This window comes from Fusibacillus kribbianus (genome assembly GCF_030053595.1).
Taxonomy (GTDB): domain Bacteria; phylum Bacillota; class Clostridia; order Lachnospirales; family Lachnospiraceae; genus Lientehia; species Lientehia kribbiana.
Map to the genome: position 1 here is coordinate 173,074 of NZ_JASGBQ010000001.1, position 19,639 is coordinate 192,712.

At 50.0% G+C, this 19,639-nt stretch carries 23 protein-coding genes; 1 reads left to right on the forward strand and 22 read right to left on the reverse strand.

The window, feature by feature from the left end:
- Positions 1–22 precede the first annotated feature (22 nt).
- From QJ036_RS00830 to QJ036_RS00875, 10 genes are read right to left on the reverse strand one after another with little or no spacing between them, the layout of a single operon-like run.
- Entirely contained in the window at positions 23–1,807 is a 1,785-nt protein-coding gene (locus QJ036_RS00830; RefSeq protein ID WP_283229530.1) for a cobaltochelatase CobT-related protein, read from the reverse strand.
- Positions 1,808–1,828: 21 nt separating this feature from the next.
- Positions 1,829–2,749 (reverse strand): AAA family ATPase, encoded by a 921-nt coding sequence (locus QJ036_RS00835; RefSeq protein ID WP_283229531.1) that lies wholly within the window; start codon positions 2,747–2,749, stop codon positions 1,829–1,831.
- 17 nt (positions 2,750–2,766) lie between these two features.
- Positions 2,767–3,519 carry a nickel pincer cofactor biosynthesis protein LarB gene (gene larB, locus QJ036_RS00840; protein WP_283229532.1) on the reverse strand — a complete coding sequence of 251 codons (753 nt, stop codon included), beginning with the start codon at positions 3,517–3,519 and terminating at the stop codon, positions 2,767–2,769.
- A 17-nt stretch (positions 3,520–3,536) separates the two neighbouring features.
- On the reverse strand, positions 3,537–4,346 hold the full coding sequence (larE, locus tag QJ036_RS00845) for an ATP-dependent sacrificial sulfur transferase LarE (protein ID WP_283229533.1): 810 nt from the start codon (positions 4,344–4,346) through the stop codon (positions 3,537–3,539).
- Between the two features lie 34 nt (positions 4,347–4,380).
- Positions 4,381–5,661 (reverse strand): nickel pincer cofactor biosynthesis protein LarC, encoded by a 1,281-nt coding sequence (gene larC, locus QJ036_RS00850; protein ID WP_283229534.1) that lies wholly within the window; start codon positions 5,659–5,661, stop codon positions 4,381–4,383.
- 46 nt (positions 5,662–5,707) lie between these two features.
- Positions 5,708–7,243 carry an ATP-binding protein gene (locus QJ036_RS00855; RefSeq protein WP_283229709.1) on the reverse strand — a complete coding sequence of 512 codons (1,536 nt, stop codon included), beginning with the start codon at positions 7,241–7,243 and terminating at the stop codon, positions 5,708–5,710.
- Between the two features lie 43 nt (positions 7,244–7,286).
- Positions 7,287–8,633: a vWA domain-containing protein gene (locus QJ036_RS00860; RefSeq protein WP_283229535.1), complete on the reverse strand. Its 1,347-nt coding sequence runs from the start codon at positions 8,631–8,633 to the stop codon at positions 7,287–7,289.
- Positions 8,634–8,679: 46 nt separating this feature from the next.
- On the reverse strand, positions 8,680–9,396 hold the full coding sequence (locus tag QJ036_RS00865) for a DNA alkylation repair protein (RefSeq protein ID WP_283229536.1): 717 nt from the start codon (positions 9,394–9,396) through the stop codon (positions 8,680–8,682).
- A gap of 14 nt (positions 9,397–9,410) precedes the next feature.
- Positions 9,411–10,550: a leucine-rich repeat domain-containing protein gene (locus QJ036_RS00870; RefSeq protein WP_283229537.1), complete on the reverse strand. Its 1,140-nt coding sequence runs from the start codon at positions 10,548–10,550 to the stop codon at positions 9,411–9,413.
- Between the two features lie 15 nt (positions 10,551–10,565).
- Positions 10,566–11,126 (reverse strand): manganese efflux pump MntP, encoded by a 561-nt coding sequence (locus tag QJ036_RS00875; protein ID WP_283229538.1) that lies wholly within the window; start codon positions 11,124–11,126, stop codon positions 10,566–10,568.
- Between the two features lie 309 nt (positions 11,127–11,435).
- Here QJ036_RS00875 and QJ036_RS00880 point away from each other — a divergent pair, with 309 nt between their 5' ends.
- Positions 11,436–12,074, forward strand: a complete 639-nt coding sequence (locus QJ036_RS00880; protein ID WP_283229539.1) for a flavodoxin family protein — start codon at positions 11,436–11,438, stop codon at positions 12,072–12,074.
- On the opposite strand, the gene QJ036_RS00885 is transcribed toward QJ036_RS00880, so the two are convergent.
- The 12 genes from QJ036_RS00885 to QJ036_RS00940 form a co-directional block, all read right to left on the reverse strand.
- Positions 12,071–12,844: a DUF134 domain-containing protein gene (locus tag QJ036_RS00885; RefSeq protein WP_283229540.1), complete on the reverse strand. Its 774-nt coding sequence runs from the start codon at positions 12,842–12,844 to the stop codon at positions 12,071–12,073. The two genes, QJ036_RS00880 and QJ036_RS00885, sit on opposite strands and share 4 nt — an antisense overlap.
- An 84-nt stretch (positions 12,845–12,928) precedes the next feature.
- Positions 12,929–14,185, reverse strand: a complete 1,257-nt coding sequence (locus QJ036_RS00890) for a glycosyltransferase family 2 protein (protein WP_283229541.1) — start codon at positions 14,183–14,185, stop codon at positions 12,929–12,931.
- A 267-nt stretch (positions 14,186–14,452) separates the two neighbouring features.
- Entirely contained in the window at positions 14,453–14,926 is a 474-nt protein-coding gene (locus QJ036_RS00895; protein ID WP_283229542.1) for a low molecular weight protein-tyrosine-phosphatase, read from the reverse strand.
- 261 nt (positions 14,927–15,187) lie between these two features.
- Positions 15,188–16,465, reverse strand: a complete 1,278-nt coding sequence (locus QJ036_RS00900; protein ID WP_283229543.1) for a site-specific integrase — start codon at positions 16,463–16,465, stop codon at positions 15,188–15,190.
- A 141-nt stretch (positions 16,466–16,606) separates the two neighbouring features.
- On the reverse strand, positions 16,607–16,822 hold the full coding sequence (locus QJ036_RS00905; protein ID WP_283229544.1) for an excisionase: 216 nt from the start codon (positions 16,820–16,822) through the stop codon (positions 16,607–16,609).
- 130 nt (positions 16,823–16,952) lie between these two features.
- Positions 16,953–17,156 carry a hypothetical protein gene (locus QJ036_RS00910; protein ID WP_283229545.1) on the reverse strand — a complete coding sequence of 68 codons (204 nt, stop codon included), beginning with the start codon at positions 17,154–17,156 and terminating at the stop codon, positions 16,953–16,955.
- A 26-nt stretch (positions 17,157–17,182) separates the two neighbouring features.
- Positions 17,183–17,401 (reverse strand): hypothetical protein, encoded by a 219-nt coding sequence (locus tag QJ036_RS00915; RefSeq protein ID WP_283229546.1) that lies wholly within the window; start codon positions 17,399–17,401, stop codon positions 17,183–17,185.
- Positions 17,402–17,429: 28 nt separating this feature from the next.
- A complete protein-coding gene (locus QJ036_RS00920) occupies positions 17,430–17,651 on the reverse strand; it encodes an HNH endonuclease (RefSeq protein WP_283229547.1) in 222 nt (73 codons plus the stop codon).
- A gap of 5 nt (positions 17,652–17,656) precedes the next feature.
- Positions 17,657–17,851, reverse strand: coding sequence for a hypothetical protein (locus tag QJ036_RS00925; RefSeq protein WP_283229548.1), 195 nt, complete (start codon positions 17,849–17,851; stop codon positions 17,657–17,659).
- 14 nt (positions 17,852–17,865) lie between these two features.
- Positions 17,866–18,081 (reverse strand): hypothetical protein, encoded by a 216-nt coding sequence (locus QJ036_RS00930; RefSeq protein ID WP_283229549.1) that lies wholly within the window; start codon positions 18,079–18,081, stop codon positions 17,866–17,868.
- Positions 18,082–18,093: 12 nt separating this feature from the next.
- The gene (locus QJ036_RS00935; protein ID WP_283229550.1) at positions 18,094–18,243 is read right to left on the reverse strand and encodes a YkvA family protein; all 150 of its coding nucleotides are present in this window, start codon (positions 18,241–18,243) and stop codon (positions 18,094–18,096) included.
- Positions 18,244–18,245: 2 nt separating this feature from the next.
- Entirely contained in the window at positions 18,246–19,325 is a 1,080-nt protein-coding gene (locus tag QJ036_RS00940; RefSeq protein WP_283229551.1) for a nuclease-related domain-containing protein, read from the reverse strand.
- Positions 19,326–19,639 lie beyond the last annotated feature (314 nt).

Here is a 19,639-nt window from a genome sequence, read left to right on the forward strand (position 1 = left end):
TCCTGTGCCGTACTGCATGCTATCAGAGATTATCCGCATCCAGCTGCCGCTTCAGATACGTGCCCACCACATTGGAGAAATTTGCAATATCCCGGATATAGGCGAAATCCTTCCCGAATATTTTCTTCTCCGCATTGAGATCTATCTCTTTTCCCGCAAAAACCCCCAGTACAGAGATCCCCATATTTCTGGCGTGACGCACCTCCCTGGCCGTATCCTTAACCGCATAGTCCCCGCCATAGGACCTGGGATTTTTGCTGTTGGGCCGGTTTACGATGATGTCATTTGGCCTTCCGTCACTGAGCACAATGAGGACCTTGTTTTCCTCCTGCCTTTTCAGAAGCCCGTCCGCAGCTGCCCGGATCGCCAGACCGTCCCGGTTGTTGGACGAGGTGGTATATTCCATGATATTTTTATCTGCCGACCGGTCCTCATCATAATCGCGGAACCGGTGAAGAACCGTATAATCCCAGAAGCTGCAGAAACTCATGACCCGGTGAGGGATCCCCACATTACTCAGGGCCCGGCTGATGATGTAGCCCTGAAGGGCCACCTTGGGCTGTCTGACACGCTGGGACCCACTGGCGTCAATGAGCACATCCACCACAAAATCCGCCGCATTTCTGTTCAGGGTCCTGGTAAAAAGCCGCCTGTCATTTGTCCTTCCCACCTTCCACAGAAGCTTCGGAACCACATGGCCATGGTCGTCCCGCACATATTCCGTCTCGCTTCGGCGGACAAGGGCCTGCCGCAGCACATCCGTCAGGATCGTGATATTTTTCCTGGCCAGATTATGGTTCTGTGCATACACCCGCCGGTTCTGCTCCGCCTGCCTTAAGGCATACTGATACTGGTAATTGTTTTTCACGGAATTCTTCAGAATTCCCTCTGTGAAATAAAGGCTGCAGTCCCCGTGGGCTCCCCGGCAGAGCCGGTAATCCATCCGCCGGCTCTCCAGCGGGCTCAGATAGGATTTCCCGAAATTCAGCTCCACATAGGAATAGACCTTTTTCAGATCCTCCTCCGTCACCTGAACCACATGGGGCGCTCCGGGCTCCTTCTCTTCCTTCTCCTCCTGCCCTGCTTCCTCCCCGGACTCCGTCCGGAGCATCGACTGGGTAAGGCGTCTCATATAATCGTCGAAGCTCTCCGTTTCGGCATTTTCCTTCAGAAAATCCTTCCAGCCGTACTCTGCCAGCTCCTCGAGAGTCACAGAGAGGACCTCCTCCAGGCTCCCCTGCCGTTCCTCAAAGGTCTGGTCCAGCAGGCTGTTGTACAGCCGGTCAACGGTCCGTATAAGCTCCATGGTCTCCGCTGCCCCCTCCAGCTCCTCCACTGCCGAAAGTGCCTCCGAGAGCTTTTTCGTGGTCCGGTAACCGGGGTCAAGGGCCCTCTTGAAAAAGGCCAGCTTAAGCATTCCCGTCAGAGATTCCGAAAGCCTCCGATAATCAAATTCGATCAGATCCGAGAACGCTTTTTTCCGAATATCCGCCACTCCGCTCCGTTCCGCCTCCACCCGTTTGTGAACAGCCGCGTCGACGCAGATCTGGGCCAGATTCATCAGATTCATCTGATCGGCCCCGAGAAAGGACTTTTTCACCACATAAAGAGCCAGGGCGTCCTTGTCAAAATACCTGGCAAAGGCCCCCTGCTTAATGGCATCATACAGCGAAATATATCTGGATTTCTGAAAAGAATCCACATCCAGCTCCACATCCAGACTGTAATCGCCGCTGACGGTCCACATTAAATTGCGGACACGGTTTTCTATTTCCATCTGATATTCGTTTTCCAGATACTCTCCCATGGCTCTCCTGTCTGCGAATCGTTACGCAAATACATCCCCGGCTGTCCAGCTCTCCGGAATTCTGGTCATGACCACGTCGTTTATGATTTTCTTTTCGAATATGTCAAAGGTTTTATTTGTAATTCCCATTTTTACCGCAAGAGAAGGTCTAAGCCCTCCCTTCATGGTTTTCATGGCAGCCAGAAGTCCCCTCAGATCCAGAGGTCTCGTGGTGATCTCCCCGTTGAAGGCCTTCAGCTGCAGATCCAGGAAAAGCCCTGCAAACTGCTCAAGGGCCTTATCTTTGGCACCGGGGAAGGTCACTCTGAAGATTTTCATCAGAGTCTCCTCATCCACCGGAGGCATATCAATGACAAGGAATCTGGATACGAGGGCCTCATTGAGCTCCTTTGTCCCCGCGTAGCCGTAATTCATGGTACCGATGAATCTGGCCGCCGGATGCAGCGTGATTTTATCGTAGCCCGGCACATCGATGATCCGGCGGTGGTCCAGCGTCGCGTGAAGCACCGACACCGCATCGTTCTTCGCCATATTGATCTCATCCAGGATTCCGAAGCCGCCGTACTGGGCGCACTGATACACCGGCCCCTTCCTAAGGGTCACCTCATTGTTGACAAAGGTGTCCGTTCCGATCAGCGAGCTGGAATCTGTATTGACATGAAACGAAATATTGTAGGAGGGCCGCCCGAATACCCAGGCCAGATTTTCTGCCAGCACGTTTTTCCCGGTTGCCTTGGAGCCGGAAAGCAGCAGATTTTCTCCCTGAAGGAGCCCGGCTATAGCCTGCTCCAGTATTTCCTTTCCGTAAAAAGGGATCATCGGCTCCGTCACCCGGCGCCGTTCGCTTTCCTCCACCTCAAAGCTGCTTCGGAAGGCCTCCACATCGGCAATGAGCCCCTCATCGATCCCCTGGTCTCTGAGCATTTCCATGATCTTTGTCATCTCTCTGTCCTCTCTGTTCATTCATTCCCGGCCAGGATCAGCCGGTTGATCTGCGCCCCCATATAGCCGGCGCCAAAACCATTGTCAATGTTGACCACTGCCATCCCCTCGGCGCAGGAATTGAGCATGCTGAGAAGAGGCGCAACTCCCTGGAAGCTGGCTCCATAGCCAATGGAGGTGGGAACCGCAATGACCGGCTTGTCCACCAGCCCGGTGATGACCCCGCCGAGGGCCCCCTCCATTCCGGCCACCGCCACAATGCAGTTGGCCTTTCTGATATCCTCGATCCTGGAAAAGAGCCGATGGATCCCGGCCACTCCCACATCAAAGACACGGAGCACCTGACTCCCATGGAATTCGGCTGTCTGGGCCGCTTCCTCCGCCACAGGAATATCCGCCGTTCCGCCTGTGCAGACCGCCACCAGCCCCTTTTTCTCAACGGGAGCCGGTTCATATTTTAACACCCGGGAAACCTCGTCGTAAACCGCCTGGGGAACTGCCCTTTTCACCGCCTCAAACTGTTCCGGTGTAGCCCTTGTTCCCATGACGTTGACTCCTCTGTCCCGGAAGGTTTCATAAATATGGACCAGATGTTCTGTCTTTTTTCCCTGACAGAAGATCACCTCGCCAAACCCCCGGCGGGCGCTCCGGTGGAAATCGATCTTGGCACAGCCGATATCCTCGTATTCCTGGCCGCCCAGCATGATCTCCGCCTCCTCAACGGCAAGCTCGCCGCTTCGCACCCTGCTCAGCAATTCCTTTAATTCCATCCCACACACCAAACCCTTCAAAGATCCATACTGCCGGAACGGAAGCCCTCCGCATCCAGCGTAATATAAGTAAAGCCCAGTTCCTTAAGCCGCGCTGTAATATCCTCCCTCATGTTCAGAAAAAGCGGAAACTGCTCCGGCCAAACCTCAATCCTGGCCACCCGCCCGTGGAGCCTTAAACGTACCGGCTGAAATCCCAGATCCGTCAGATAGCTCTCTCCGTCCGCGATCCTTCCCAACACCTGAGGATCCAGCTGCTCCCCGTAGGGAAGCCTGGTGGCAAGGCAGGAATTGGAGGGCTTCTCGGCTGTCGATACGCCATAATCCTTCGCCAGTTTCCGCACTTCCGCCTTGGTGAAGGCAGCTTCCTTTAAGGGACTCACGATACCAAGCTCCGAAAGGGCCCGGATCCCCGGCCGGTACACATTCAGGTCGTCAAAATTCGTACCGTCCATCACCACAGCGCACCGGTGCTCCTCAGCAAATCTCTTTAATCTGGTAAACAGAAACTTTTTGCACTGATAACAGCGGTCCACCGGATTATCCAGAATCGCCGGATTGTCCAGCTCATTGACCGGGATCACGGCAAAATCGGCTCCGCATTCCACAGCCACCCGTTTTGCCTCCGCCTCATCCCCCTTGGAATGAAGAAAGGTATCAAACAGAACAGCAAATACGGTTCCCCCGGATCTTCTCTGTTCCCGGCAGGCGGCCGCCACCAGCACACTGCTGTCCACGCCGCCGGAAAAGGCAATACATACCCCCTGCTTTACCGCATCGCGGATCATTTCCTCAAGCTTTTCTTTTTTATCCAAATAACTGTACATTATATCACCTCTGCTGCTTCGGCTGCCTGAGCCCTCAGACTTCTGCTGCCAGCCGTCTGATCTCCTCATAGATATCCTGAAAAGGCTTTCCCGTTTCATCAGCCAGGCGGGCCACATCCTCGTATTCCGGATAACAGAAGGTCTGCTCCCCTCTGAAGACCGCTTTTGCCCTCGCTTCTCCCCATTCCGTCTTCACCGTCAGGATTTTCCTGGGCAAAGCGGTCCGTTCCAGCGGATATCTCCGGATCCCGATAGTCGTCGTATGACAGAAAATCAGACCCTCCAGGTCCTCTCTCCTGTCCTCGTCACAGACCACCTTCAAAAGCCAGGCCGGACGGTTCTTTTTCATAAAGGCCGGCAGATAGCACACATCCCTGGCGCCTGCCCGGAAAAGCCGGTCCATCACATAGCCCAGGGCTTCCCCGGTGGCATCGTCGATATTGGTCTCCAGCATCCAGAGCTCTTCCTTCTTCTTTCGTTCCTCAATGAGGTAAGCCCGAAGGAGATTTGCTTTAGGAAAATCCTTCTTTCCGGCTCCCATGCCCGTCTTCACGATCCGGAAGGAATCAGGCAGCGCCTCTCTTGTCCGGACCCCGGCGGCGATGGCCGCTCCGGTGGGTGTTACCATCTCTCCCCTTGTATCCGTCAGTCTGAGGTACAGCCCGTATTCTCCGGCAATGGCCGTCACCGCAGGCACCGGAACCGGCAGGATCCCGTGCTGACAATGGACATGGCCGCTTCCCTCTGAAATCTCCGAGATCACAGCCTCCGTAATATCCAGATCGTCCAGACAAATCGCCGCGGCACAGATATCCACGATGGAATCCACGGCCCCCACCTCATGAAAATGGACTTCTTCAATGGGGTTTCCATGTACTCTGGCCTCCGCCTCCGCCACGATCCCGAAAATACGGAGGGCCGTTGCTTTGGCCCGCTCCGTCATGGCAGACCGATTGATGATCTCCGTGATATCCCCCAGATTTCTGTGGACATGGGGATGTCTATGGTCATGGCTGTGCTCATGGTCGTGAGTGTGCGTATGCTCGTGGCTGTGCTCATGATCGTGATCATGGTCATGGTCATGAAGCTGCTCCGTATAATCATGGCTGCCGCCGTCCTCTTCCCCGTCAAGGATCACGTCGAAGCTGCAGGCCTCCACGCCGCACTTTGCCCGGCGGCCGATCTTCACCTCGTAACCATCTAATCCCAGACTGGCAAGTCCCTCCAGCAGCCGATCCCGGCTGGCTCCCAGATCCAGGAGCGCCGCCACCGTCATATCGCCGCTGATGCCGGATAAACATTCCAAATATAACATTTTACTACCCCATCCTTCTTCCTGATCCGCTGCCTGCACCGGATTCTCACATACTCCTGCCATCGCCCATGGAAAGATCTGCTCCCGTCATCAGCTCCTTTGCTTCCTCGATCCGATCGCTGATGGCACGGCCCCGTTCTGCAAACAGAAGGCCCTTGTTGTATTTATAATACCGGTCACATCCGTTCTCACGGATAAACCAGGCGCTGAAAAATCCGGCTGTCAGCTCCGTCACAAAAAGCACCAGCTCCTGACCCTGGCCAAAGGCTGCCTCCAGAAAATCAAAGGCATATTCCAGCTTTTCCGATGTCTCATCGATAAGCTGCTGCCTCCCGTCTGCCTCCGCCGCAAAGGACGCGCGCACCGCCTCAAAATCTCCGGCTTTTTCCGCCCCTTCCATCCACATAAGGATCTGACGCTTCGCCGTCTCCGAAACCTTGTCCAGATGTCCGGCCTCCAGCTCCTTTTTCAACTGTTCCTCCGCCTGCAGACGTTCCTCCTTTACCAGTAAAGCCGTCTTTTTCTCCGGATCGGCCGCACCGGTGAGTTTTCTCTGCACCGCCTTCAGATGATCAAACAGCCCTGTCACCATGAGATCCTTCAGATAACAAAGGCGGAACTCCTCCCCCAGTCGGGAAAGAAGCAGTCCCATCACGCTGAGCCGCTCGTCAAAGTCCGCAAAATGAAGCTTGGAAATGGCAGAAGGCTGCACATTTCCGGCCAGCACCTCATCGATCTGATAATCTCTGTGGTATTTATAATAAAGTTCAAGATAATTTGCAAAATCCCTGGCAATTCTTGGAAACTGGATATACTGGCCCACCACCTGGGCGTCCACCGGTTTCCCCAGCTTTTCATATACATACAGGATCTGGGACAGATCCTCCCAGCCTCTGGCAGTGGCAAACAGAGTTCCGTCCACCGTCGTCTCGATCTGATAGAAATTATTCTTTCTGATGTCCAAGTAGGAGATCACCGCACCGTGAAGCTGCTCCCGGTACGCATATTCCTTCCAGACGCCGTAATCGGCCTCCACGTCAAGACGCTTAACCCGGTCCAGAGTCACCACATCAAAATCCCGGACAGATTTATTATACTCCGGCGGATTTCCGGCTGCCACGATCACCCAGCCCTCCGGCACCTGCTGATTTCCGAAGGTCTTGCACTGGAGAAACTGAAGCATCATGGGCGCCATGGTCTCCGATACACAGTTGATCTCATCGATGAACAGGATCCCCTCCCGGATCCCGGTCTTCTCCATTTTCTCATGAATGGCCCCAATGATCTCGCTCATGGTATACTCCGTCACCGAATATACCTTGCCGTCGTATTCCTTTTCGCGGATAAAGGGCAGTCCCACCGCACTCTGCCTGGTATGGTGGGTAATGGTATACGCCACCAGACCGATGCGGCACTCCCTGGCGATCTGCTCCATGATCTGGGTTTTCCCCACTCCCGGTGGTCCCATCAGAAGCACCGGTCTCTGTCTGATGGCCGGAATCACATAATTTCCGAAGGAATCCTTCAGAAGATAGGCTTCTATGGTATTCTTGATTTCTTCCTTTGCCCTCTTGATATTCACTGTCCTGTCTCTTCCTTCCTGCTCCAAAGCTGCTTCTTCCATTTTATACAAACTTGATATCTTTGTCCAGCCGTTTCCCCTCCTCCGGAAGATCATCCGCCGTTAGAATCAGCTTCATGGCCCAGGCGGGAACCGAAACATCTGTATAATCCTCTTTCATAAAAAGAAACGCCACATCGTAATCGGGCCTTTTTTTCGGATAGATCCCCTTTCCGTCGGTAAAATACAAAAGACCCCTGAGTCTTTTTAACCTGCCCTGCTCCCGAAGCGCTTCCACATGGGCGAAAACAGGCCGGAAATCAGTCCCACCGCCGCCCTTCAGTTCAAACTGCTCCATATAATTTAACAGTTCTTCTTTGCTTGTAATGCAGGCATCCGCCTGAATCTCCTCGTCGCACTGAAGGATATGGATATTGACCTTTTTAAAAAAGCTTTCCGATTCCAGTAAAATACCGCAGGTTTCCGAAAGGAACGCCCGCACCAGCTCCCCGGAACAGGACATGGAGGTGTCGATTGCAATGACGAACTCCTGAATCTTTTTGACCTCCTTAAACTCCTGGGGCTCCACAAGGGGCATATTGCCGTAAAGACGCAGTCCATAACTGTAAAAGCCATAATCAAAGGAATCCGGATCGATCTGCATCTCCTCTCTCCAGATGGAAAATTTCCGGAGGAACGTCCGGTAATCCTGCCTCCGCCTGTTCTGGACCTTCACCTGCTCCAGAAGATCTCCGTTCTCCTCCGACTGATTTCCCCCGAAGGCAGCAAGCTCCGTCTCCATCCGCTCTGAGATATCCTGCCAGCGCCTCTCCAGCTCCGCAGCCTGCTCCGGCGGATTTCCCTCCTCGTCGGGCCTTGGCCAGCGGCCGTGATCGTCCACCAGGAAAAGCTCCGAAAGCTTAGAAAAAGCTTCTTCAGAAAGCCGCTTCTCCATCAGGACCTGATAGATCCCCTCCGCCGTCAGGACAGACAGCCGCCCGGAAAGCATACGGTAAACCTCTTTCCGTTCCGGAGCCACCGCTCTTCGAACGCTCCGCTTCTCCAGCCCGTCAATGACCGATTCCATGGCAATATCGCAGGCCAGATTCCAGTAATCCTCCCTCCTCTTCCCCCGTCTGGTCAGATGGCGGAACAGACAGTGAAACACCATATGCAAATACAGCCGGTTCAGATACTTCCTGTCCTGTCCGAACAGATCCGCCAGACTGTAGGGTTCAAAATATATATAATATCCGTCTGTTCCCGCCGTTTTAACCGCCGTATCCATCTGATAGGCAAGGCTGCAGAGGGCAAGATCCAGAAAATGCATATTCAGATACAGTTCATTTCTGGCCGTCCCCAGAATTTCCTTCCCAATATCATCCCATTTTTCGGACAGTTTCTGCGACACGCTCGTTCACTCCAATCTATGACTCATTTCTCCCGTTTTTTCACTTTCAGGCCTTCGACCGTTTCAGGGCCTTCAGCATCTCTTTATCTTCGGCAGAGACCCGGTAAGATTCCCTGATCTTCTGAATGGCCTTATTCTGGGTCCAGTCCTCCAGGCCGCCGTTCTCTTCATTCCTCTTAAACAGCTCCAGGGTACGTTTCGGAAACTTTACATAACAGACCGAAAGTGCCCATGCCACAGCCATTTTCACGTAGTAACCCTCATGGCGGACCTGCCTTAAGATTTCCAGCACCCGGTCAATATAAGTTTTCGTGATAAAATAATCCATAAGAGCCACCACGGCAAACCGAAGCTCGTACTCCCTCCGGCTCTCCAGATATCCGCAGATATACGCAAAGCTCTCCTCCGGATATTTTCCCAGAAACTTAAGGGTGCTGGTCCCGCAGTCACAGACTGCCCAGCTGTTGATCCTGGGCACCCACGCATCCAGATGAAGGAACCGCTCCTCCAGAGGCATTTTCCCATAGCCAATGACCATTCCCTGAACCATCAGCTCTTCCTGATAAAGACTGCTCCCGTCCGCCTGTTCCATTTCCGAAAGGAATTCTTTCCCGCTGTCCTTTGCAAGCTTCTTCGCCAGTTCCCGGACCTTCGGGACACGCACGCCTATGGTTTCGCCGGTTCCCGGTATCAGGCTGTCATTGAAGGTCTTATATTTTTCCTCAGCCAGCAAAAAAAGCTGCTCTCTAAGCTCCTGAACCATAAAGTCCTCTCCCCTTACAGATCAAATGTTTTTTTCTTTTTCCCTCCGCCGGCTTTTCTGTGGCGGTAATCCATGAGGCAGCCGACCATCTCGGTGCGTCCCATACGTCCGGCCATTTCCAGAAGGACCTCCAGCGCCTGTCTCGGCTGTCCGACTCCCGCCTCCAACTGTTCTTCCTCCGGAGCTTCCGTCTCTCCCAGAACGCTTTCTCCAAGAGAAGCCATGTAAAAATCTCCGGCCCCGTCGGCCACTTCCTTCCTTGTCTCCGTATAACCAGCCGATTTATCGGACAGTTTTTCCATACCGTCGAAGCCTCCCGCCTCCGCGATCAGACGAACTGCCTCCACGTCATCCCGTTCAAGAAAATATTCGCCGGCCTCTTTCACATGGGCGCTGAACCAGTTGAGATAACCGGTCCTGGCTTCCCCGGACAGCTCGTCCGGATATTTCAGCCGCAAATAAGCAAGTTCTGCCAGCACCTGGGCCGGTTCCTGACTCTCCGCCAGTCGGAAAAGCTCATCGTAATCCCGATAGGCAATGGTTCCGCTCCGGAAGCATTGGCGGTACCGGTAGCCCGTCCCCTGAAAATGAAGCTCCAGGATCCGGGCGGGAATGTTTTCCACCGACGCCTCGTAGTATTCGGGCACGACCAGCTCCCGCACCTTCGTCCCGCATACCATCCGTACCTCCAGGGCGTAGCGAAGCTCGGAAAGCATCTGATACAGGCTGCTGCTTCCCGTCCCGCTCTCCAGGATCTCCAGTTTTCTGACTCCGCTGCAGCCCATAAACGCACCACTCCCGATCCGTTTCAGCCGATCCGTAAACACGATTTTTTCCAGATTTCCACAGCCATAAAAACCGTAATCTCCAATGACAGTCACAGAGGCAGGCAGGCGTATCTCCTTCAGGCGGCTGCCGTTCATAGATTCCGCCGTTTCTTCAAAGAGACTCTGCCCGGTCACATGGTGTCTCACCTGGTCCGGCTCCACCTGAAACCGACGCGGAAGCCGGGCCGCGGAAAAGGCGTAGGGCCCGATCTCCGTCACCGGACAGCCGTCGATCTCCTCCGGCACCGCAGGCCTTCCATCGTTTCCGCACATTCTCAAAATCCGAATCCCCTTTTCTGTTTTTATATAATCCCAAACCGTTTTCATTGTTTTTTGTTTCCTCTATCCCAGAATTCCCAGATGCTCCAGCAGGATTTTAACTCCCATTAAAACAAGGATAATTCCTCCTGCCAGTTCCGCCTTCGACTTATATCTGCTTCCAAATACATTTCCCACACGGACACCGACTGCCGACAGAACAAAGGTCGTCACGCCGATCAGAGAAACTGCCGGCAGGATCTGCACATTCAGGAAGGCAAAGGTAACTCCCACGGCCAGTGCATCGATGCTTGTGGCCACCGCCAGAATCAGCATGGTCTTCACATCAAAGGAGCTGTCCGCATCCTCCTCATCCGAGAAGGCTTCCTTGATCATATTGATCCCGATGAAGGCCAACAGAACAAAGGCGATCCAATGATCGATGCTGGTAATCTTATCCCGGAAGCCGGTTCCCAAAAGATATCCCACCAGAGGCATCAACATCTGGAAGCCGCCGAAATAAAGTCCCGCCAGTCCCGCATTTTTCCAGCTCATTTTCTTCATGGCAAGCCCTTTGCAGATCGACACCGCAAAAGCATCCATAGACAGTCCGACTGCAATTACGAACAATTCCCAAACCGCCATAATCCTTACTCTCCTTTTCTTCCGCCGGCATATGCTTTATCATATGTAAAAAAAAGACCTATCTGCACCAGAAGTACAGATAAGTCTCATTATTTAAAACAAAGCCAGATTGCCGCAAATCACGTTCATCAGTATGTTGACTTCGCTACACCGTCCGGTGCCAACTACTCCCTTATCTCAGTGTATTATAACTGGGAGAGGAGCCATTTGTCAACGTACTTTTACAGCATATCCCACCTCCCATTCTTTACTTCTGCCCCGCCCCGTGTTACTCTTAAAATAAAGAATTTGTAAACGGAGGTAACCACCATGAAAACTCTCCTGGTAAACGGCAGCCCTCACGAAAAGGGCTGCACCTACACTGCCTTAAACGCTGTCGCTGAGGCTTTGCAGGAAAACGGTATCGAAGCCGACTTTTTCCATATCGGACATAAGCCTCTGTCCGGCTGCATTGCCTGCAAGACCTGCGTCTCAACCGGCCGGTGCGCCATCGATGACAAGGTCAATGAGTTTCTGAGCCTGGCCGGGGAATATGACGGCTTCGTCTTCGGCACGCCTGTCCACTGGGCTGGCGCCTCCGGCGCGCTGACCTCCTTTTTGGACCGGGTTTTTTATGCCGATTTCTGCGGCAATGGAGGAAAGCGGTTTTATTTAAAGCCGGCTGCAGCCGTCATGTCCGCCCGCCGTGCCGGCACCACAGCCACCTGGGATCAGGTGAACAAGTACTTCGGCCTTCTCCAGATGCCCATCATCAACTCCCGTTACTGGGGGATGGTCCACGGCTCCAAACCGGAGGATGTGAAGAAGGACCTGGAGGGCATGCAGGTCATGCGGGTCCTCGGCCGCAACATGGCCTATTTTCTCAAATGCCAGGAGGCAGGAAAAAAGGCAGGCGTTCCGCTGCCGGAAACCGAGCCTGCCATTTTCACCAACTTTATCCGCGATTAATGATTCCCGCAGCCATGATGGCCATGTTCTCCATGACCATGGCCGTCGTGACCGTGGCCGCCGCAGCTGTGCTCTCCATGGCCGTGACCGCCGCAGACATGGCCTGCCCCGTGATGATTGCACATGGCATCGGGATCATAGTTCAGGGAACCCGCAAGGAAGGACTCCACCTGCACATCTGCATCTCCCGCTGCTCCGGGGAACAGACGGATCCCCGCCTCTGCCAGTGCATTTCTGGCACCGCCGCCAATATTTCCGCAGATCAGGATCTCCACGCCCCGCTCCTTCAAAAATCCGGCCAGTGCTCCATGACCGGTACCATTGGTATCCACGATCTCAGAGGATACGATCTTTCCATTTTCTGCCTCATAGATCTTAAACTGTTCCGTATGGCCAAAATGTCCGAAAATCTGGCCATTTGAATAAGTAACTGCAATTTTCATGGTTTTTTCCCCTATAAACCTTCCCACCTCCGGCTCCGCCAGACGATAGCTTCCGCCCTCGATCCTGAGAGCCGCACCTTCCACCAGAAATCTGGCCATCTTCTTCCTCGCCTCCGCGTAAAGAGCCTGCACCGTAGCACGGCCCACATCCATACGCAGCGCGCATTCCTCCTGAGTCAGGCCTTCATAATCCAAAAGCCGGATCACTTCATACTCTTCCACATTCAGAATGATCCTGCTCCCGTCCGCATCCGGTTTTCCCTTCGGCTCAAAGCTCAGAAAACGTGGCATCCTGCTGATGCATTTGCATTTGTTCGGTCTCGGCATGAGAAAGCTTCCTTTCTTTTATTATTGTCATATGCTAATAAATATTCTACGCTCATTATAAGCATATGTCAATAATATTTTTCTCTAATCCCGGATCTCCTGCACACTTTTGACAATAGTATGGCGAATGGGTATCCACGTCACCTTCTTAAAAAGCGCCGCCACGGCAATGGGAATATAGGTAAATATAAAAATCGGAAACGTAAACAGATAACGAACCTTCTGCCCCGCCGTACAGTGGATCTGCTTCCATTCCGTAATGGTCGTGACCAGCCCAAAGAAGAACAGGGACAGATAGATTCCGATCAGATTTCCGAAAATGGCCTCCAGCGTCACCTTCGTCCACATCAGATGTCCGGTCAAAAGCCCTGCCACAGCAAAACTCCCATTGCACACCAAGGCCGTTATAGTCAGAAGAGTGGCCGGCGCGATCGTCATCATCATATCATAGCAGGGAAAGCTGTGTTTCTTCACGACTCCCCGCATAAGCTCCCCGCCATACCTTGCGAAGACCTGATAAAAGCCTTTGGTCCACCGGAGCCTCTGATACCAGGACTCTCGAAAGCTCACCGGCTGCTCGTCGTAAAGGACCGCCTTTTCGCAGTAGCCGATGGTCTTTCCCTGAATGACATTGTCCGCCGAAAACTCGATATCCTCCGTGAGAAGATGATGCTTCCAGCCATTATTCGCCTTCACGATCTCCTTCGCCATCAGAAACCCGGTTCCGGAAATAGCACAACTGGTGCCGCACTGCATTCTGGCCCCATTGAGATACTGGGATTCCCGCAAAAACCAGAGGGCATAGCCGGCAGAGATCCAGTTGGAGCCATAATTTTTCGAATTCCTGTAGCTGGTCACAATGGGATAACCGTTGGAAAAGACCTTATTCATCTCCCTCACATAGTTTTCATCGAGCACATTGTCCGCGTCAAAGACCAGATAACCGTCATAGGTATCCAACCCCACCAGGGTCTCGATCTGGGAGAAGAGCCAATTAAGGGCGTACCCTTTTCCCACCTTCACCCGGTCAAACCGTTCAAAAACAATTGCCCTGTGATTTCTCGCCACCTGAGCCGTATTATCGGTGCAATTATCCGCCACCACATAAATGTCCAGCAAATCAGACGGATAATTCTGCCTGTGCAGACTCTCCAGAAGTTCACCTATGACTGCACTCTCATTGCGTGCTGAGATCACCACCGCATATTTACAGAGCCTTTTGGCCCGAAACGTTCTCTTTCGTGAAAACCACCGAATAAACACATAGACAACCTGATAAAAGTAAAGAATACCGAACAGTGCCAGTATCAGAAAATTAAAGCTGCGAATCAATATAAGCATACGCTGTCAATTCCTTTCCTGTCATCCAACCCCCCGTTGTTTTCATACACCGCTTCGCGTCCCCCTGTCATGCCTTTCCCAGTATACAAAAAAAATTATGTTCTTTATGTGTCCAAAGCCTTAAATCTTTCTTTAAATTTTCCATAGTTTCTTATGAACTTTCTATAGTTTTCCATAAAATAAGGATTCCATACGCGATCTGTTCCAGACCGCACAGGAATCCTTATTGTTCCGGCTTTCCCATCCACCGGTTCCTCATTCTCATTTTCATTTCTTCATGACATACTCCAGAAAGGCCTCACAGCCCTCCACGATGTCGTCATAGGTCACGTCAAAGTTTCCCGTATACCACGGGTCGGCAATATCCCTGGGCCGCTTTCCGAAATCCAGAAGCCTCCACACCTTATGGGAGGTTCTCTCCTCCTCTTCCGGCTTCACACCGAGGATCCGATACATATTGGAGAGATTCCTCTGCTCCATCCCGATCAGATAATCGAAATGCTCATAATCCTTTTTCTCCATCCTCCTGGCCCGATGATTTCCAACCGGAATCCCACAGGCGTGAAGCTTGTTCCTGGTTCCGTAATGGACCGGATTCCCGATCTCCTCATAGCTGGTGGCTGCCGAATCGATTTCAAATAAATCGTCCAGGCCCTGGGTGTGGACCATGTGCTGGAAGACGTACTGGGCCATGGGGGAACGGCAGATGTTGCCGTGGCAGATGAATAGTACGCGTATCATATATTTTTTACTCCTAACTTAACTCGGATTATCTCGGTTTTTCCTTATTTTTAGGGCATTTGCGCACTTTTTCAGTCTATCGACCATTTTCCCATTTCTCGGCTTTTTTCGGCTTATCTCGGTATGTTTATTCCATCAAATGGTCTAAAAATTGGTCTAAATTGGACTGTTTTTTCAAGTTTAGACCATCGGCTTTTTTGCTGATATTTGCCGTTCACCAATGGCTGATTTTTTATAAAAGCCATTGTATTCTCTGGTCTATCAACCACTCTTACCAAGCTTAATCACCTGATGTGAATCTTCCTTCATACCAAGCTGCTTCAACTCTGCATCAGCCTCTGCCTGCTTCTTAGCAAGCTTCTCAACCTCTTCTCTCGCATCATCCAGCTTAAGATGAGTATAGGTGTTGAGAGTGACGCTGATATCCGAATGCCCCATCAGATACTGAAGCACCTTAGGATTCATTCCGGACTTTGCCATATTAGAGCAGTACGTGTGTCTGCATACATGAGGTGTAATCTTCGGAAGCTGAATGCGATAAATGCTGTTATACTTATCAACAGCGTGCTGGAAGTACTTCTCCCAGTGCATCGCCACCATCGGTTTCCCGTCCTTATCGAAGCAAAGGAATCCTGAGTAACCATCAATCATCGGCTCCACCTTAAGCTTAGGTCTTGCCTTGATGATATTCTGAAAGCATTCATACACATCGTCCTGCATCGGAATGACTCTGGTACCGGCGTAGGTTTTCGTAGTATCGATGTAAACCAACGTCCCGGTCTTCTGAAGCTGATGGTCAATATTGATGGTTCTGTTCTCCATGTCCAGATCCTTCAGCGTCAAACCTGTAAACTCCGAAATACGCATCCCTGTCTTAAACAGAATGTACATACCGTCATAATACTTGCAGTAGTGCGCATCGTTTTTTATAAATTCGAGGAAAGTTCTTTCCTGTTTCCTTGTAATGGCCTCACGAGTGACTGCGTCATTTACCAGTACAGTAGCAAGCTGAAACTCAAAGGGATTCTTCCTTAATATATCGTCATCAACTGCCATCTGAAATGCAGGTCTCACAACACCTCTGATAGAATGAATTGCTGAGAAACTCTTTTTATCCTCCTGCTGTAATTTGATGAGCCATTCCTTCGCATCGGATAATCTGACCTTGTCGATTCTCGTTGCTCCGAATGGTTCCTTTTCCAGCAGATTGATTACAGTTCCGTAACCTGCTCTGGTTGTATGCTTAACTCCGGTCTTAGTTGCTATATACTTCTTCACAAGCTGAAGAACCGTCAAGCCGCCGCCATCAGGAACAATCATATCATCTAAATCCTTGTTGATTGCCTTCTCCTGATCTCTTAAAGGCGCATTATCTTTTTTGCCGGCTGGAATACTATCAGTAGCCACCAATCTCCAACTGTAAACTGTCTTGCGCTTACCATTGGCATCAATGTATCTATACTTATAGCGTCCATCCGCTTCCTGGCTCTCTCCTGTGCGAAGAATGCGATTCTTACTATCGCGTCTCTTTTCGCTCATTGAACATCGTCTCCTTTCGATTGAGGGAGCCATGCTATAATATTTATTTAACATAGTCCATAGTATGTATCCGACTATGTATCAATATACTATCACATACACGGCTCCTTTTCCACAAGAAAATTGAAAAATTTTTATGAACTAAATCACATTCATCTGACTGTCCATATACTTTTCAAATTGCTCACGCTTGATCAGTGCTCTGTTTCCGTTCCAGAGGATAAAATCCTCATCCGAATGCTCCTGAACAAACATCTTCAGTTTCTTGTAGCCAATCCCGAAATACTCCGATGCCTCATTCAATGTTAAAGTGTACTTTTGCCACCAGGGCAGTTCTCTTTTTTCGCTACCGTTCATCTCAGGCCCTCCTCTCTACCTTCCTAAGCGCCTTTTGACGAGATAATTCCGGTAAAAGCCGAAAAAAGACAAAAAATAAGACCTGCAGGTATTTCTACCCACAGGTCAACTTGAATCAATAAATATCATCTCAATCTTCTTCAACTATCTCATACTCAGGATCTTCAAACTCATCCTCATCGTAATCGTAGTCTCCCGGATTTGACCAATGCAATGTCTCAGCACCCGTTCTGCAGCAAGAACAAAGATACAAAGCGTAATCTTCAGCCTCTTCCTCAGTTGCAAATACCTCGTCTTGTTCCTCACCATCAAAAATAATTTTGAATCTTGCCATCGTAATGTCCTCCAATCTTTCTTCTATTAAATGTACTGTCTTAGCCATTCAGGCATATTAGGATCATCAAGAGCCCATGATTCCTCTTCATGTTCATCCTCTTCCCAGTTACTTTCGTCTCCATCAAAGAATTTCTGTCTGTGGCACTTGTACTTAACAACCTGGTCACCTTCAAGTCTGTACTCGTTCCAATAGTAATTCTGTTTGCCGTAACCCTTCCATTCATTAGTAGTGTAAATAGTCATGCGCCTACTCCTTTCGCTTCAATTGAAATTATATTTTAAAAATATCTAATCTTCCGTTATGTACATCGTTATGATGCTTGTGACAGAGAGCAATAATATTGTCTACACTAGCAGCTCCTCCAAACTGATGATCAACAATGTGATGTCCTTCAACGTGATCCTTTGAACCGCATACCTGGCAACGATTTCTATCTCGCTCCCTACCAGCTCTCTGAGCTTTAGTGTGTGCTGATGATCTGTTTCTTCCCATAATGATCAACCTCCAATCCTTTTGGTTCCCTTCTGTAGAAGAGAACCTACGCTTGATGTGAATCCAGAAGTAATTGTTCCTCTTCCAGAAGGTGCATTTCTCTGCTTCGACTTCATAATATCCGCTGATATTCTTGCAGCCTGGCTATCTGTTAATCCAGAGATTACTGCTACCACTGATTTGTCTTTTTTTCCTGCCATAATTCATCCCCTCCTTAAAATGTAGTAACCACAATTTCATCAGTGGCAGCCTGTACTGTGTTATTTCCATAGCCGATGGTGACAATGTGTTCAATATCAACCCGTAGTCCCATCTCATCCTTGGCTAAAGGTATGATATCCACCTCTCCATTTTTTCTCTGAACTGCAATAAACTCTGGTGTCACGTTGAGTACCTGATCACCTTTTCTTAAGACTCCAATCTTCATCATCTGAATACCTCCTTAATCTTCCAGGGCTTCTCTGCCCTTTGTTGCTGCAATACCAAGTAGTAATACAATGATGTCATCCACAGGACCCGGACATGCATCAATCGGTGATACTATATACAAAATCACCAACACAAGAATCATTCCCTTTGCCACTCCATTCATAATTAAAAACCTCCCTTTCCGATTGTATTTGCTGCAATAACACCTGAAACCACACTAATCACTACAGCTGCTGCAGTACTTCCGGCATATTTAAACTGCTTCGATGTGAAGAGTGCTTTCATTACAGAAGTGAATGTAAGCTTCTTGTTCTCTACCGGCTGCTTCTTAGTTGTCTTCACAACTTCAATCACAGGTTCCTCTTCAATTTCAACTTCAGTTTCCTGGTTCTTAGCAAATTCAAGAGTTGCCATGAGATTGGCGAAATCAGCTTTATACTGATTTACATCAAATTCAAACGGATACGCTTCTTTATACTCTGCATCTTTGATGATCATCTGAAGGTTATCCATCTCATCAACTGTCATGATGTCGTCTAATCTATAACCATCGATAATGTATGCAAGCTGGCTTACAAAGCTGGTTCGAATATGACGATACTTGTTCTGAACCTCAATTCTGTTGTTAGTAAAAACAACAATGCTTCTTATCTGAATATGTCCATAACCTGCAGCTTCCAAAGCCTTTCTAAGGAGACCTTCCTTTACGGACATCTTCTCAGCAATGTTGCTATCCCACTTAAGGAACTCACCGGTTCTATAGTAGTTTCCTTCTTCGTCAATGAAGATATTCTTTGATGTATTCTTTACCTCTACGATGGTTACGCACTTAGGCGTGATTACCACTGCATCTAACTCTGTGTGAACTTCTCCGTCGCTAAGTTCTACATTTCTGAGAACCCTGTTCTGGGATTTCAAATACTCAAGTGTCTTGAATGCTTTATACTCTCCCCTGTTTCCTGAAATCTCTGCCTTGATAAGATTGCAGAGTACCTTGCATCCTTCCTTAAACTTTGCAAGTTCTTCATCTGCGATATCGCCACAGTCTGCATTAAGCTGTTCCAGATGTCTTTCTACGTCCCAGATCTTCAGCTCTGCCGTTGCAGCATGCTCACCACTAAAAGTAAGCTCTACGATTTCCTGCTGGAGTGCAAACATCTCATTAAGAAGTTCACTCTTGTGATAGCTCTCCTTTCCAAAAGATTTCATTGCTGTCATAAGTTCCTCGATTCTCTGTGTCTTCATTTTTGCTTCCTCCTTGATTGGTTATTTTTTATGTTCTGTTTTTGTCTTAACTTACTGTTCCGTTGCTTTGTAATTTCATTATATCGAGCGTTGCATTTTAATCAATAGTTCTGTCAGTTATCGCAACGCATCGCATTATGTTGCACCAAACAAGGTATTTTACCCATCTATTGCAACTACATATATGTAAACGCAACTCACCTGTACCAAGGATACGGTTTTGCAACTTTTCACCCCTAATTGCAACGATTTCTATCCCATAGAACACAAATAAGCTCCATAAACAACAAAAAGACCAGGTTTTTACACCTGAT